This window comes from Streptomyces sp. JN8 (assembly GCF_055808075.1).
On sequence record NZ_CM147852.1, the window covers coordinates 1,161,006 to 1,175,292 of the forward strand.

General features: G+C 72.5%; 12 protein-coding genes and 1 pseudogene. 7 read left to right on the forward strand and 6 right to left on the reverse strand.

The features are described 5' to 3' along the window. Nucleotides 1–103 precede the first annotated feature (103 nt). The 3 genes from ACY0MR_RS04895 to ACY0MR_RS04905 all read left to right on the forward strand — a co-directional run bounded on the left by ACY0MR_RS04895 (nt 104) and on the right by ACY0MR_RS04905 (nt 2,137). A complete protein-coding gene (locus tag ACY0MR_RS04895) occupies nt 104–826 on the forward strand; it encodes a hypothetical protein (RefSeq protein ID WP_392863925.1) in 723 nt (240 codons plus the stop codon). Between the two features lie 150 nt (nt 827–976). Beyond that, a complete protein-coding gene (locus tag ACY0MR_RS04900) occupies nt 977–1,672 on the forward strand; it encodes a sigma-70 family RNA polymerase sigma factor (protein WP_388795108.1) in 696 nt (231 codons plus the stop codon). 225 nt (nt 1,673–1,897) lie between these two features. Further along, nucleotides 1,898–2,137 carry a hypothetical protein gene (locus ACY0MR_RS04905; protein ID WP_404078472.1) on the forward strand — a complete coding sequence of 80 codons (240 nt, stop codon included), beginning with the start codon at nt 1,898–1,900 and terminating at the stop codon, nt 2,135–2,137. Between the two features lie 70 nt (nt 2,138–2,207). Here the strand turns inward: ACY0MR_RS04905 and ACY0MR_RS04910 are convergent, their stop codons facing one another. Further along, complete coding sequence (locus ACY0MR_RS04910) at nt 2,208–4,337, reverse strand: SpoIIE family protein phosphatase (RefSeq protein ID WP_473559327.1); 2,130 nt, start codon at nt 4,335–4,337, stop codon at nt 2,208–2,210. Nucleotides 4,338–4,570: 233 nt separating this feature from the next. On the opposite strand from ACY0MR_RS04910, the gene ACY0MR_RS04915 reads away from it, so the two are divergent. After that, nucleotides 4,571–5,656, forward strand: a complete 1,086-nt coding sequence (locus ACY0MR_RS04915) for a mechanosensitive ion channel family protein (protein WP_388795117.1) — start codon at nt 4,571–4,573, stop codon at nt 5,654–5,656. A gap of 78 nt (nt 5,657–5,734) precedes the next feature. On the opposite strand, the gene ACY0MR_RS04920 is transcribed toward ACY0MR_RS04915, so the two are convergent. Beyond that, nucleotides 5,735–7,255: a catalase gene (locus ACY0MR_RS04920; protein WP_473559329.1), complete on the reverse strand. Its 1,521-nt coding sequence runs from the start codon at nt 7,253–7,255 to the stop codon at nt 5,735–5,737. A 325-nt stretch (nt 7,256–7,580) separates the two neighbouring features. On the opposite strand from ACY0MR_RS04920, the gene ACY0MR_RS04925 reads away from it, so the two are divergent. Together ACY0MR_RS04925 and ACY0MR_RS04930 are read left to right on the forward strand one after the other, a co-directional pair. Further along, nucleotides 7,581–7,760 (forward strand): DUF6480 family protein, encoded by a 180-nt coding sequence (locus ACY0MR_RS04925; protein WP_473559331.1) that lies wholly within the window; start codon nt 7,581–7,583, stop codon nt 7,758–7,760. Nucleotides 7,761–7,936: 176 nt separating this feature from the next. Further along, entirely contained in the window at nt 7,937–9,439 is a 1,503-nt protein-coding gene (locus tag ACY0MR_RS04930) for a cryptochrome/photolyase family protein (protein WP_404078463.1), read from the forward strand. Between the two features lie 30 nt (nt 9,440–9,469). Here ACY0MR_RS04930 and ACY0MR_RS04935 read toward each other — a convergent pair whose 3' ends face one another. The 3 genes and pseudogenes from ACY0MR_RS04935 to ACY0MR_RS04945 all read right to left on the reverse strand — a co-directional run bounded on the left by ACY0MR_RS04935 (nt 9,470) and on the right by ACY0MR_RS04945 (nt 12,289). Then, a complete protein-coding gene (locus ACY0MR_RS04935; protein WP_388795129.1) occupies nt 9,470–11,539 on the reverse strand; it encodes a SpoIIE family protein phosphatase in 2,070 nt (689 codons plus the stop codon). Nucleotides 11,540–11,660: 121 nt separating this feature from the next. Then, nucleotides 11,661–11,828, reverse strand: a pseudogene (locus ACY0MR_RS04940) (pirin family protein); the annotation flags it as partial. Nucleotides 11,829–12,106: 278 nt separating this feature from the next. Beyond that, entirely contained in the window at nt 12,107–12,289 is a 183-nt protein-coding gene (locus ACY0MR_RS04945) for a hypothetical protein (protein WP_473559334.1), read from the reverse strand. A 233-nt stretch (nt 12,290–12,522) separates the two neighbouring features. Between ACY0MR_RS04945 and ACY0MR_RS04950 the strand changes: the two genes are divergently transcribed. Then, nucleotides 12,523–12,813, forward strand: coding sequence for an alpha/beta fold hydrolase (locus ACY0MR_RS04950; RefSeq protein ID WP_473559336.1), 291 nt, complete (start codon nt 12,523–12,525; stop codon nt 12,811–12,813). Between the two features lie 245 nt (nt 12,814–13,058). Here ACY0MR_RS04950 and ACY0MR_RS04955 read toward each other — a convergent pair whose 3' ends face one another. Further along, nucleotides 13,059–13,841: a tyrosine-type recombinase/integrase gene (locus tag ACY0MR_RS04955; RefSeq protein ID WP_473559338.1), complete on the reverse strand. Its 783-nt coding sequence runs from the start codon at nt 13,839–13,841 to the stop codon at nt 13,059–13,061. Between the last annotated feature and the right edge of the window lie 446 nt (nt 13,842–14,287).

The window sequence follows — 14,287 nt, forward strand, 5'->3', positions numbered from 1 at the left end:
GCCGCGCCACAGTCGCGTACTGATGACCCGACAGGTCGAGGGGGCGGCCGTGGTCGCCCTTCCCGCCCCCGTGTCTCCGGAGGGGTGCAAGGATGGGCGCGCCATGACACCAGGCCGATGTGCGCGAGGAGCCCGGGCCGCGATGTTCGCGGCCGTCTGCGTGCTGCTCGCGGCCACCGGCCACGTGCTGATGTCGGGTCAGGACCTGCCGGCCGCCGTGCTCGGTCCGGCGTGCGCGGCGACGTTCGGCGTCGCCTGGGTCCTCGCGGGTCGTGAACAGGGCCTTCTCGCGGTGACGGCGGCCGCGGTGGCCGTCCAGACCGTGCTCCACACCGTGTTCTCCTGGTCGCAGCGGCAGGGTTCCCCGCCGCCCGGTCGACCTGCCGCGGACGGTGCCGCGGCGGCCCACGCGGCCATGGGGCACGCGGGGCACGTGGGCGCGGGCGGCATGGACGCGGTCCACGGGGCCGCGCGGGGCACGCCCGTGGACTCCGGGGCCGTCGCCCACGACATGACAGAGATGTCAGAGATGTCGTCGTCTCTCGGGATGCTGTCCGCGCACCTCCTCGCCGGTCTGCTCAGCGGTCTCTGGCTGGCGTACGGGGAGCGGGCGGCGTTCCGCCTCGCGCGCTCCCTGCCGCTGTGGCGGTTCAGGTCACCGCTGCGGCCCCTGCGGCTGCTGCTCGCCGCCGTCGTCCCCGTACCGCCGCGTCGCCCGCGGGTCCGGCGCGTCCGCGCGGAGGACGAGCGGGCCCCCCGGCGGCTGCTCCTCGCCCATTCCGTCGTCTCCCGGGGTCCGCCGCGCGCCCTCGCTGTCTCCTCCTGACAGCCGGCTCCCCGACGCGCCGGCGCGCCTTCCGCGCCGCCGTCGCCCGGGCACCGGGCCTGCCGCCCCGGCAGGCCGCGACCCCTTCACCGGCGCAGCCGCGCGCCCGCGCGCCGCCGGACCTCCCTTGCCCCGTAAGGACTTGTGGCGATGACCCCTGCCCACGGCACCCTCCACCAGGGACCGATCACCCCCTCCCGCGCGGCTCGCACGCCGGACGCCGACTCCGACGCCGCGACCACGCTGCTCGCCCTGGCCGCGCGGGACGGCGACCCCGCGAAGGCCGACCTGTTCGTCCGGGCCCTGCACCGGGACGTCTGGCGGTACGTGGCGTACCTGAGCGCCGACCGCCAGGCCGCCGACGACCTCACCCAGGAGGTCTTCCTGCGCGCGATCGCCGCGCTGCCCCGGTTCCAGGGCCGTTCCTCGGCGCGGACCTGGCTCCTGTCCATCGCGCGCCGCACGGTGGTCGACAGCCTGCGCCGCGCCGCCGCCCGCCCCAGACTCTCCGACCGCGACGACTGGCAGGCGGAGGCCGAGCACACGCAGCCGCTCGGCCTGCCGGGGTTCGAGGACGGCGTGGCCCTCGCCGAGCTCATGGACTCGATCCCGGCGGAGCGGCGCGAGGCCTTCGTCCTCACCCAACTCCTGGGCCTGCCCTACGCCGAGGCGGCCGAGGCCATCGGCTGTCCGGTGGGCACGGTCCGCTCGCGGGTCGCCCGGGCCCGTACGTCCCTGGTCGCGCTGCTGCGGGGCGGCGAGGAGCCGGCGGGCGAGGGAGGGGCGGCGTCCCCGTCCTCCCTGCCGGCCCAGCGGGGCACGACGAGGGCTCCCGCGTTGGCCTGATCCGGTACGGGGAGGGGCGGCCCCGCCCCCGAAGCGTCCGGCGGACGGGACCGCGGAATGCCCGGGGCTCCCGTCCGCTCCGCCGGAGCCGGAACCGGAGCCGGAGCCGGAACGGCACTCACCGGGATTCCCTCCCGTCCGCCGGAACCGGAACGGCCGGCGATCCGACTCCTCCCCCGGGCGCCCGTGCCTGGCGGCGCCCCTCCGTGGTCTGGAAGGGGGCCGGTGGACACCACCCGGGACTCGACGTCGCCCGCGGCGCGGGGCGGCGGGGCGGGAAGGACGCCTCGGCGGCGGTACGGACCGCCCGCCGCCGTGTGGGGGTTCCTGGCCCTGCTGGTGGTGGTGTTCCTCGGCTCGTACGCCCTGGGCGCCGCCGTCGGGCCGCTCGGCCGGGAGGACGGACCGCCGCCCCCGGCCCCGCCCCGGGGCACGGAGCACGTGCACGACGGCGGTCACCCGTGACGGCCTACGGCGGTGGCCGGGGATGGGCGGGACCCGGCCGGAGGGACGGCGTGCGGCCTCGCCCCCCGGGTCACACCCCGTCGTCGACGGCCCGCCCGGGGGCGTCCTCGCCGGACACCAGGCTCCGTTCGGCCCACAGGGTCTTGCCGCGGCCCGACGGTCGCACGCCCCAGCGGCGGGTGAGCTGGGCCGTGATGAACAGGCCGCGGCCGTTCTCGTCCGTGTTCAGGGCACGGCGCAGGTGGGGGCTGGCGCTGCTGTCGTCGGTGACCTCGCAGACGAGCGTGCTGTCCCGGATGAGGCGCAGCCGGATCGGTCCCTTCGCGTAGCGGACGGAGTTGGTGACCAGTTCGCTGACGACCAGTGCGGTGTCGTCGATGACGTCCTGGTCCACTCCCCATGCCGCGAGTTGCTCCGTGGCGCGCCGACGGGCCTCCCCGGCGCTCTCCGGGGCGTTGGGGAAGGTCCAGGCCTTCGTGCGGGAGGCGTCCATCGTGCGGGTGCGGGCCAGCAGCAGGTAGGCGTCGCGCGGGGACTGCTCGGGGGCGAGGGCGTCGGCGCACGTGTCGCAGGCGGTCTGCAGGGAGGCGTGCGGTGCGTCGAACAGGCCGGTCAGCCGGCCGAGCATCGACTCCCTGCCGCCCGCCCCGGCCAGCAGGGCGTTGTTGTAGATCAGCAGGGTGGAGCCGGCGGGCAGGGCGCGTTCTGTGAGCCCGTACCGGGCGAGGCCCTGTCCCAGCGGCGGACCCGCGGCGACGTCGAGCAGTTCGACGTCGCCGCCGGGGTGCACCAGCACGGGCGGGGGGTGTCCCGCGCTCGCCGCCGTGCAGAGCCGGGACACCGGGTCGTAGACGACGCAGAGGCAGGTGGCGGGCGGTCCGTCGGCGGGTTCGTAGCCGGTCCCGGTCGGCGGGCCGCCGGGGCGGCTGGCGAGGTCGTGGAGCCGCTGGAGGATGTCGTCGGGCGGCAGGTCGAGATCGGCCAGCACCTCGATCGCCGCACGGAGTTCGCTCATCGCCCCCGGGCCCGACGTCCCGGACGTGGTGTCCCCGGCCACCAGGGCGACCCTCGATCCGGAGAGGGGGATGGCGTCGGACCAGCCGCCGCCCGTACCGGCCGGCAGATGGGTGCGGGCCAGTTCGACGGCGGTGCCCACGCTGGCCTGGGTGTGGGCGAAGCCCCCGGAGAGGATGCGGGCGGCGGAGCGCTCGCGGCCGTAGAGGCGGGCGTTGTCCAGGCACTGGCCGGCGTGCGCGGTGAGCTGCCGGGCGAGCCGCAGGTCCCGGTGGTCGAAGGGCGCCGGGTCGCGCCAGCGGTAGAAGCAGGCGAGGCCGAGGACCACGCCCCGGGCCCGGATCGGGACCAGGAGCATCGAGTGCGCCCCCGCCCGGACGATCCGGGCGTCGCGGCGGCGCGCGGTGTCGAGCCAGGGGGCGTCGGGGCGCAGTCGCCGGACCAGTTTGGGGGCCAGGGTGTCGAGGGCCGCGCGATGGGGTGTGGCGGGCGGGTAGACGGTCACCTCGCCGACGACGGGGACGCCCTGCCGCTCCGGTCCGGCGACCGAGCGGTAGCCGACGCGGCGGAGGGTCTGGTCCCGGTCGGGGGCGTCCACCGTCGGAGCCCGGCCGCTCAGGACCGTGTCGTAGACGTCGACGGTCACGGTGTCGGCCAGGGCCGGGGACGCGACCTCGCAGAACTCGGCGGCCGTGCGGAAGATGTCGAGCGTGGTGCCGATCCGCGCGGCCGCCTCGTTCAGCAGGCGCAGTTCCGCCTCGGCCCTCGCCCGGGCCGTGATGTCGGTCAGCGCGACGGCCAGGCCGAGGACGGTGCCGTCGGCCCGCTGCAGCCGGAACGCGGACGCCGAGACGACGGCCTCGGCCGGGGGGACGCGGTGGTCGCGCACCCGGATGCTCAGGTCGAAGGCTGGTGTGCCGGTCTCCAGCACCACGCGGGCGGCCCGTTCCACGGCCGCCGGTTCGGAGAGGTCGAAGGACCGCAGGATCTCGGCCAGGGGGCGGCCGAGGAAGCGGTCGACCGGGAACTCCCGCATCAGCCGGGCGGCCTTGTTGACCCGGACCAGGCGCAGGTCCCGGTCGTAGACGTGCAGGCTCATGGGCGACTGGGAGAACAGGGCGTCGAGCACGGCGTCCCCCAGTCCCCGGGGCACGGACCGCTGGTCCTGCTGATCCTCACCAACCACGGGGGAGCCCCCTCGACGAGACGGCGGAGTGCGCTGTTCTCACGCTGTCCTCCATGCAACGCGATCCGCGCCCGCCCGGCCACCGCAGCCGGATGGCCGGGTGAACCCCCGGGGCGGGCGCGCGCCGGCCGGCACCCCCGCGAGGCGTACGCCGTCGCCCCGGGTCGATGTTTGGCGTACCGGGCGGCGGTGAGGCGTATTCACGGCCTGTTCGACTATCGACTGGGGAGCATATGGAGAGCGTTATTCGCCTGGCGATCTCCGTCGGCGGTTCGGCGCTGGCGGCCTTCGTCGTCTGCCGCGCGGTGGACATGCTGGCGCGGTTCGCCGACCGACGGCATCCGGAGACACCGCTGTGGGGGCTGCTGCGCCGCGGCGGGACACCGCTGTACGTGGTCGTGCTGGCGGCCCTGTTGAGATGGACCTACCCGGTGGCGGCGCGGGGACAGGAGCCGCTCGAGGAGCACGCGGACACGGTGGGCCACGTCCTGCTGCTGTCCCTGATCGGCGGCGGCGCGTGGCTGATGGTGCGGACGGTCGCGGCGGTGGTCGAGTCCTCGTACGCGCGGTACGCCGGCCGTTCGCGCGACGCGGCGCGGCTGCGCCGGGTCCGCACCCAGGTGACGCTGATCATGCGGGTGGTGACCGTCGCCGTCGGGGTGGTCGCCGCCGCCGCGGCACTCGTGACCTTCCCGTCCTTCCGTACGCTCGGCACCTCCCTGCTGGCCTCGGCGGGGATCATCGGCATCGTGGCGGGCGTGGCGGCCCAGTCCACGCTGAGCAACCTCTTCGCCGGTTTCCAGATCGCCTTCGGCGACATGGTCCGGATAGGCGACACCGTCGTCGTGGACGGCGAGTGGGGTGTCGTGGAGGAGGTCACCCTGACCTTCCTCACGGTCCGGACCTGGGACGAGCGGCGGGTCACCCTCCCCGTCTCGTACTTCACCTCGCGCCCCTTCGAGAACTGGTCGCGGGGCGGTGCGGAGATGACGGGATCGGTGTTCCTCCACTGCGACCACTCGACTCCGGTCGCCCTCGCGCGGGCGCACCTGGAGGAGTTCCTGGCGAAGTGCGAGACCTGGGACGGCCGCGCCTGGGACCTGGCCGTGACGGACACCTCGCCGACCGGCATCACGGTGCGGGCGATCGTGACGGCCAAGGACCCCGACGACCTGTGGACGACCCGGTGCGCCGTCCGGGAGGAGCTCGTCGGCTGGCTCGCCCGCGAGCATCCGGGTGCCCTTCCGAAGGTGGTCACGGCTCCCGCGGCCGACCTCCTGGAGCTGCGGGAGGAAGAGGCCGGCGTGCCGGGGCGGTGACGCCTGCCCGGCACGCCGAACGGCCGGTGGGCGCCCCTCGGAGACGAGGGGCGCCCACCGGCCGTCGTGTTCCGTCGGTCAGGCCTTGTCCTGCATCGAGCGGCGGGCGGGGTTGCCCTGGTCGGCCGCCTTGGGGTCCCTCTCGTCGGCCTTGGCGCGCACGCCCTGGGCGATGCGCTTGCCGAGGTCCTCGTCGATGTGGGACCAGTAGGTGAAGGCGCGCTCCAGGACGGGTTCGGTGACGCCGTTGAGGAGGTGGCCCACGACGTTGTCGACGAGCCGGTCGCGGGCGGCGTCGTCCAGCACCTCGCGCACGAGGGTGCCCGCCTGGCCCCAGTCGTCGTCCTCCGGGTGGGAGACGTAGGCCGACCGGGTGATCTCGCCGTCCGCGGTCCAGCTCGGCGGGTTCCCGTACCGCTCGGTGTCGGCGGCGGGCCCGCCCTTGGAGTTCGGCGCGTAGACCGGGTCGGACGTCTTGCGGTACGCCATCGCCCCGTCCTTGGAGTACGTGTGGACGTCGACGACGGGCGCGTTCACGGGCAGCTGCTGGTAGTTGCCGCCGATGCGGTGCCGATGGGCGTCCGCGTACGAGAACAGCCGGGCGAGCAGCATCCGGTCGGGGCTGGGGCCGATGCCGGGGACGAGGTTGTTCGGCTGGAAGGCGGCCTGCTCGATCTCGGCGTGGTTGTCGGTGGGGTTGCGGTCGAGCGTCATCCGGCCGACCGGGATGAGCGGATAGTCGCCGTGCGGCCACACCTTGGTGAGGTCGAAGGGGTTGAAGCGGTACGTCGCCGCGTCCTCGTACGGCATGACCTGGACGTGCAGCGTCCAGCTCGGGAACTCGCCGTCGCGGATGTGCTCGAAGAGGTCGCGCGTGTGGTAGTCCGTGTCGACCGCGGCCATCTGGTCGGCCTCGTCCTGGGTGAAGTACTCGATCCCCTGGTCGGTCTTGAAGTGGTACTTCACCCAGAACCGCTCGCCGGCCGCGTTGATCCACATGTAGGTGTGGGACGTGTAGCCGTTCATGTGGCGCCAGGTGCGGGGGATGCCCCGGTCCCCCATGAGCCAGGTGACCTGGTGGGCGGACTCCGGGGAGAGGGTCCAGAAGTCCCACTGCATGTCGTGGTCGCGCAGGTTGTTGTCCGCGCGGCGCTTCTGCGACCGGATGAAGTGCTGGAACTTCATCGGGTCCTTGATGAAGAAGACCGGCGTGTTGTTGCCGACCATGTCGTAGTTGCCCTCGGACGTGTAGAACTTCACCGCGAACCCGCGGGGGTCGCGCCAGGTGTCCGGGCTCCCGCGCTCCCCCGCGACGGTGGAGAAGCGGGCGACCAGCTCGGTGCGGGTGCCGGGCTGGAACAGCGCCGCCTTGGTGTAGGCGCTGACGTCGTGCGTGACCTCGAACCGGCCGAACGCGCCGCTGCCCTTGGCGTGCGGCTGGCGCTCGGGGATCCGTTCACGGTTGAACTGCGCCATCTGCTCGATCAGATAGGCGTCCTGCAACAGGATCGGACCGCCCGGGCCCACGGTGAGCGAGTGTTCGTCGCTCTCCACCGGGGCGCCGGAGTCGGTCGTGGTGGCGGGTCGGCTCTCGGTCATCGGTCGTGCTGCCTTTCCCTCGTGCTGGACGGTGGCGCTCACCCGTGGTCGGGGGCGGGGCAGCGGCGAACGGAAGCACTGCCGACAGAGGCCTCCTCGACGGATGGGGCCGGTGTCGCGGGGCGGCTCTCTCCGCCCCGGGCACTCGTCCCAGCGTGTACCCGCGATCCCCGGGTCACCACCTGTGACTTTGCCGGGCGGCCCGGGGCCGCCCGGCAGGGCCGGGCTTCGACGCACGAACGACGCGCGTGGCAGGCATCCGCCGATCGAGGGACGGTGGAGACCCGGCGGCGCACCGCCGTCCCGCACCCCCCCGGGAGAGGCCATGACCCAGCCGCTCGTACCGCCCCAGGAGACCCCGCCCGCGGAGGGGTCCACGTCCTCGGCCCACCAGGAGCGCCCCGACGGCGGCGTCTGGGAGCACCCGACGGTGTGGCTCGCGCTGATCGCCGCGGGCGCCGTCCTCGGAGGGCTGTTCTTCCTCTTCCGGTTCCTCTCCTTCTGAGCCGCGGTCCGCCGCCGGCCGGCATCGCGCCGGTCGCCGGCCGTTCCGGAGTCCTACGCGGCAGCGCCCCGGCGGCGGATCGTCCGCGGGACCCCGCATCCGCGGGACACCCGCGCGCCGAAGTCGTGTAGGGGCGCCAGGAGACGCCCCACGGCGACCGAGCGGATCGAGACGGCATGACCCGTACGCACTGGCTCTTCGGGGACCAGCTGGGGCCGGCGTTCCTCGGCGCGGGGGACGGCGAGGGCCCGTCGCGCGAGGCGCCCGTGGTGATGATCGAGTCCCGCGCGGTCTTCCGCAGGCGTCGCTTCCACCGCGCCAAGGCGCATCTGATCCTCTCGGCGATGCGTCACCGCGCCGCGGAACTGGGCGACCGCGTGACGTACGTGCGGGCCGACACCTACCGGGAGGGGCTGGCGAAGGCGGTCGGCCGTGGCCCGGTGACGGTGCACCATCCGACCTCGCGGGCGGCGCTGGCCCTCGTGCGGTCCCTGGACGACGTCACGGTCCTCCCGCCGCGCGGGTTCCTCGTCGGCCAGGACGACTTCCGGGCCTGGGCCGACGGGCAGCGCGGACTGCGGATGGAGTCCTTCTACCGGCACGTCCGCCGCGACCACGACCTCCTGATGGACGGCGGGAGCCCCGCGGGCGGCACGTGGAACCTGGACCACGAGAACCGGGAGCCGCCGCCGCGGGGACGGCGGACGCTCGGGGCCCCCGCCCCGTACCGGCCGCGGGAGAGCGACGTCGACGAGGAGGTCCGCCACGACCTCGACCGCTGGGAGCGGGACGGGGACGTCTCCTTCGTGGGCCGCGACGGGCCGCGGCGGTTCCCCGCCTCCCGCCGGGAGGCCCGGGCCGCCCTGAAGCGCTTCCTGGGCGAGCGGCTGGAGGGGTTCGGCGCGCACGAGGACGCGATGCTCGCCGACGACGGCGTGATGAGCCACAGCCTCCTGTCCTCCTCGCTGAACCTGGGGCTGCTCGACCCGGCCGAGTGCGTGGAGGGTGCCGAGGCGGCCTGGCGGGCCGGCGAGGCGCCGCTGAACTCCGTCGAGGGCTTCGTGCGGCAGGTCGCCGGCTGGCGCGAGTACGTCTGGCACCTCTACTGGTACTTCGGCGAGGACTACCGGTCGTCGAACGAGCTGGGCCACACCGCCGCCCTGCCCGACTGGTGGAACGAGCTCGACGCGGACGCCGTGTCGGCCCGGTGCCTGGCCACCGTGCTGCGCCAGGTCCGGGACACCGGGTGGACCCACCACATCCCGCGCCTCATGGTGCTGGGGAGCCACGCCCTCCAGCGGGGCTGGGACCCGGCCGCCGTGACGGACTGGTTCCACCGCTGCTTCGTCGACGGCTACGACTGGGTGATGCTCCCCAACGTCGTGGGCATGTCGCAGTACGCGGACGGCGGCCGGATGACCACCAAGCCGTACACCTCGGGCGGCGCCTACATCGATCGCATGAGCGACCTGTGCGGGCCGTGCCGCTACCGCCCGGACCGGCGGGTCGGGGAGGACGCCTGCCCGTTCACCGCGGGCTACTGGAACTTCCTGCACCGGCACCGCGGCACGCTGGAGCACAACGCCCGGATCTCCCGCGCGGTGCACGGCCTGGACCGGCTCAAGGACCTGTCGGCCCTGCTGGAGCAGGAGCGGGAGCGGGGCGAGGGCCCGCCGTGAGGCGGCGTGGGTCTCGCGGACCGGTGCGGCTCAGGTCGCGGTGCCGACGCGGGCGGCGAGCAGCGCGATGTCGTCGTCCGCGGAGGCCGGCACCAGGTGGGTGAGCAGCCGGTCGCAGAGGGCGGGCAGGGACGGCACGGGTGCGGCGAGCAGATCGGTCAGTTCGGTGAGGCGGGCGTCGATGTCGCTGCTCCGGGACTCGACGAGGCCGTCGGTGTAGAGGACGAGGACGCTGCCGAGGGGCAGCACGACCTCGGTGGTCGTGTAGTCGACCCCGCCGACGCCCAGGGGCAGGCCCGGCGGGACGTCGAGCAGGCGCACGGTGCCGTCGGGGAGGACGGCGGCGGGCGGCGGGTGGCCAGCGCGGGTGATGCCGCAGCGGCCGGTGGCCGGGTCGACGACCACGGAGAGGAAGGTCGCGATCATCGGTTCGGCGAGGTCGCGCAGGGCGGCCTCCAGCTGGTGGAACATCTCGTCGGCGGCGAGGTCGAGGCGGGCGAGGGCCCGCACGGTGGCGGAGAGCCGTCCCATCACCGCGGCGGCCGCGGTGCCGTGCCCCATCACGTCCCCGATGACGAGGACGGCCCTGCCGTCCGTCAGGTCGACGACGTCGTACCAGTCGCCGCCGACCTCGTTCACGTCGCTGGCGGGCAGGTAGCGGTGGGCGACCTCGATCCCCGGCGGCGGGGTGATGTGCTGCGGGAGCATGCTGCGCTGCAGCACGGTGGCCGTGTCGTGCTCGCGGCTGTAGAGGCGCGCGTTGTCCACGCAGACCGCCGCGCGGGCGGCCAGTTCGCCGGCGAGGTCGACCTCGTCCTTGGTGAAGGGGCCGACCGGGCGGGTCCGGTAGAAGGTGGCCAGGCCCAGCACCACGCCGCGGGCGAGCAGCGGGGTCATCATGAACGAGTGGACGCCCAGGCGCAGGAGCTCCGCCGGGGTGCTGGAGTGGCCGGCCGCCGGTTCGACGGCCCTCTCGTCGAACTCGCCGACGACGTAGGCGCGGCGGTCGCCGAGGGCCCGGGCGTACGGCGCGGCCGCCGGGAAGTCGAGCGTGCGGCCCAGCGGGGCGAGGGCGGCCGCGACCGGTGATCCCGTCAGCGGGGCCTTGGCCAGCCGGCGCAGCGTGGCGCCGCCGACGAGGCCCGCGCCGGGTTCGCCGTCGGCGGCCAGGGACTCCAGGACGTCGACGGTGACGACGTCCGCGAGGTCGGGCACCGCCACGTCGGCGAGCTCCTGCGCGGTGCGCTCCAGGTCCAGGCTGGTGCCGATCTTCAGCGTGGCCTCGTTCACCAGGGCGAGGTGGCGGCGGCCCGCCTCGGCCTCCAGCTGCGCCCGCTGCTGGGCGGTGATGTCGATGAGGGTGGCGGCCAGCCCGATGGGGCGTCCGTCGGCGTCCTCCAGGCGGACGTACGAGCCCGACCACACGTGGTCGTGGTCCGGGTCGGCCGGGGTGCGGCCGGTGCGGCGGGAGTCGACGACGGGCCGGCCCTCGTCGAGGGCGCGGCGCATCGAGCGCTCCATGTCGGGGGCGTTGACGTCGGGCAGGATCTCGACGAGGCGGCGTCCGATGTGGGCGGCCTGCGGCAGGCCGTTCATGGCCTCCAGGGCCGGGTTGACGCGGAGGAAGCGCAGCTGGGTGTCGAGGACCGCGATGCCGACCGGGGAGCGGGCGAACAGTCCGTCCCACACGACCGACGAGCCGCGGATCCGGCGGGCGGCCTCCGCCTCCGCGGCGAACACCAGCACGGTCGTGCCGCCGCGGTGCCGGGCGGGCACCGGGGCGGCCCAGATCTCCAGATCGAGCGGGCGTCCCTCCTTGTGCCAGGCCGTGACCGTTCCGGTGACGCCGTGGCCGGTGGCGGCGCCCTCCCAGAGCGAGCGGCCGAGCCCGCGGTCGGCACCCGGGTGGAGCAGATCGGCGATGTGCCGTCCGAGCACGTCGTGCGGGGTGTAGCCGAGCAGTTCCTCCGCCGCGTGGTCCCAGCGGACGATCGCCCCGTCCGCGCCGGTGGCCACCACGGCGACCGTCAGGTCCCCGAGCCACCCGCCCGCGTCGCGGGCGGCGGCGGTGGTCGCGTCGTCGAAGGGCACCTGTTCCATCGCCACCATGATTCCCGTAGGCCCACACCCCCGGGACGGGCTGCCGTCCTCCTCAGTATGCGGGCGGGCCCACGGTTCGGCTCGCGGACCGCGGGGCAGGCGCACGGGGGCCCGCCGGAGGTCAGCGCACCCGGCCGCGGGCCTTCAGGTGGGCGGCCGGGACCGGCGGGGCGTCCAGGCGGTCGCCGTCGTAGCCCTTCACCTCGCCGAAGCGGTCGCCGGTCGCCCATTCCTCGCGGGCCCGGCGGATCTCCTCGTCGGTGCGTCCCACGAAGTTCCACCACAACACACCTCATCACGGCATCTCTGCAGGTGAAAGCCACGTCGGCACGCCCGGGGTCAGCAAAAGGTCAGCACCGTTCCCTCTGCTGGTCGCTTCGGCGACTCACAGGGCGGAAGTCAGTCGGCTTCATCCACCGGCGCCCGACGGCCGGCAAAGGCCTGCGACGGCGAACCCAGGCTCATCCGACACTGCGCTCGTCCGACGCTAAGACCTCATGGGTCCCGAGGACGTCGATGTCGTCAATGTCGGCAACGGGTCGATAGAGGAGCAGGGCTGATGCGTTCTCAGGCGGCAAGATCGAGTGTGGCTGCGGCGCGGTCGAGGCGTGACCGGTAATGATCGGCTGCGGCGGCGATGTTGGACGGGCCGTCTTGGCGTATGAGGTCGATGGCCAGGTTGCGCGTCGTGGCCATGGCACGGGGCGCGGTGCCGGTACGCATCCGCGAGGTGTCCTCGCCGTAGGTCACGTCTCGCACGTGGTACAGGGCCTCGATCGAGGTGCCCGACCCGATGGCTTCACCGGGCCGCTGGTGTGCGATCGGGTGGCGGCGGACCTGCTCGTGATGCTCCAGGCCCAGGTCCCGACGCCGGGCGAGCCACCGGGCAAGTGGTGGGACAGCACTGGTTACGGCCCGGCACGCGAGGAGGTCGACCGCCGGAGAGGTGTCGCGGACGGCACGGAAGAAGACACCCCTCCCTGGTGCTGCATGACTCGCCGGCCGACCTGGCCGCCGAGTTCGTGGCCGAGCATCAGCGGAACCAGGCGCCGACCCCGTTCGGGAAGCCGTGGCCGCTCGATGCATGGCCCAACGTGCCGACCAGGTTCCTGTTGTCGTCCGACGACCGCTTCTTCCCGCCCGAGTTCATGCGGACGATGGTCGCCGAGCACCTTGGTTCCCGACCGGACGAGATGCCCGGCGATCACTGCCCCATGCTCGGCCATCTGAAGGAACTGGCCGACCGCCTGGAGCAGTACCGCGCGGAGCTGTAATCGGCCTGCTCGACGCATCACTCATCTCGCAACCTGCGTACGCAGCAGCCCTGGGCAGAGGAGCCCTCGAGGCTGGGCCGAACGGCAGTATCGAGCAGGCTTGCTGAGTACTCATCGACGGGGAGCCGTCCAGCATCTCCCGTCGGCTGCTCCCAGACGCTGACGCAGCAGCCGCACGAGTCCCTCGCACAACGTGGGACCCCACGTATGCGGCGCCGATCACCAAAAGCTGGCGCGGTGCCCAACTACGCCGCCAGCCCTGTATCCAAGATCTTGGCTGCGGTTCCAATGGACCCAGGCATCAGATGCCTGTAGGTCTTGAAAGTGACCTCGATACTCTTGTGACCCATCCACTCAGCCACGTCAGTGATGGGTATTCCCTGGGACAGGCAGTTAGAGGCGAAGAAGTGCCGGAATCCGTATAGAGTCATCCCTTCCGGGATCTTCACCTTTTTGTCGACCTTTATTCTCCGCCACCGATTCTGCAAGACGTGCAGAGAGAAGGCCCTCGACGGATCCTTCGGATTCCTGAGTAGATATCCATCTACAACCCCGTGCTTCTCCACGAATTCCTCGACGGTCGCCTTGGTCCTAGCAGGAAGTGGAACATCCCGATACTGCCCCTTCTTGCGGTGCTTGAGGGGCGCATAGTCTCCAGTTGTCTGGTTCACCTGCTCCCGCACTCGATAAACATCGTCAGCAACGATGTTCTTCACGTTTACCGCCAAGGCCTCTCCATTCCGCAACCCACATCCGCTCATCATGTCTGCCACGAGTCTGAACACATCGTCACCGGCAGAGCGAATCTCACGGAGCTCAGCAGGAGAGGGAATGACAGAACGGCTCGGGTCATACTGAGGTGGCTTCACTCCCTCAAGAGGGCTGTCCTCGTACAGACCTAGGCGATGCGCGTCAAGCAGTACCATTTTCAGCTTGTCAAACGCGTTCGATTGAGTGGCCAGCCCCACTCCGTTGCGCTCCATGGATCGAACGAACCCCTCCACTACCTTGTAGTCGAAGGAATTCATGCGTCGGCTCGCAAGCGCAGGAAGTAGGTGGTGCTGCAGCAGGGAATCCAGATGCCGCAGAGAGGAAGGAGCCAGATGACGCTGCCCTTCTTTCCACTCCGCAACATATTCTTCGAATCTCATGTTGCCGTACTTCTGGATTCTTTCGAGCTTGCCCTGACCTACACGGCGAGAGTTCTTTGCGTTATAGATTTCAGTGAGCCGGCCGATGGCACTCTTCTGAGTCGGGAAGCCAGACTCTTCCACCTGCTTCCCCGCGACATTTCGATACCGAACCTTGTATGGGTGCGGGCACTTTGGCCACCCAGACTCGGAGTGGGTGCATTCTTTGAAGAAGGCCCCCATCCCGCGCGCTAGCGCCCTGCTCAAGCAGTTACCCCAATCTCGCATGGACTCCAGGAGATGAAGCAGGTCACGAAACCCTCCTCTGTTCAACCCATCGCTTG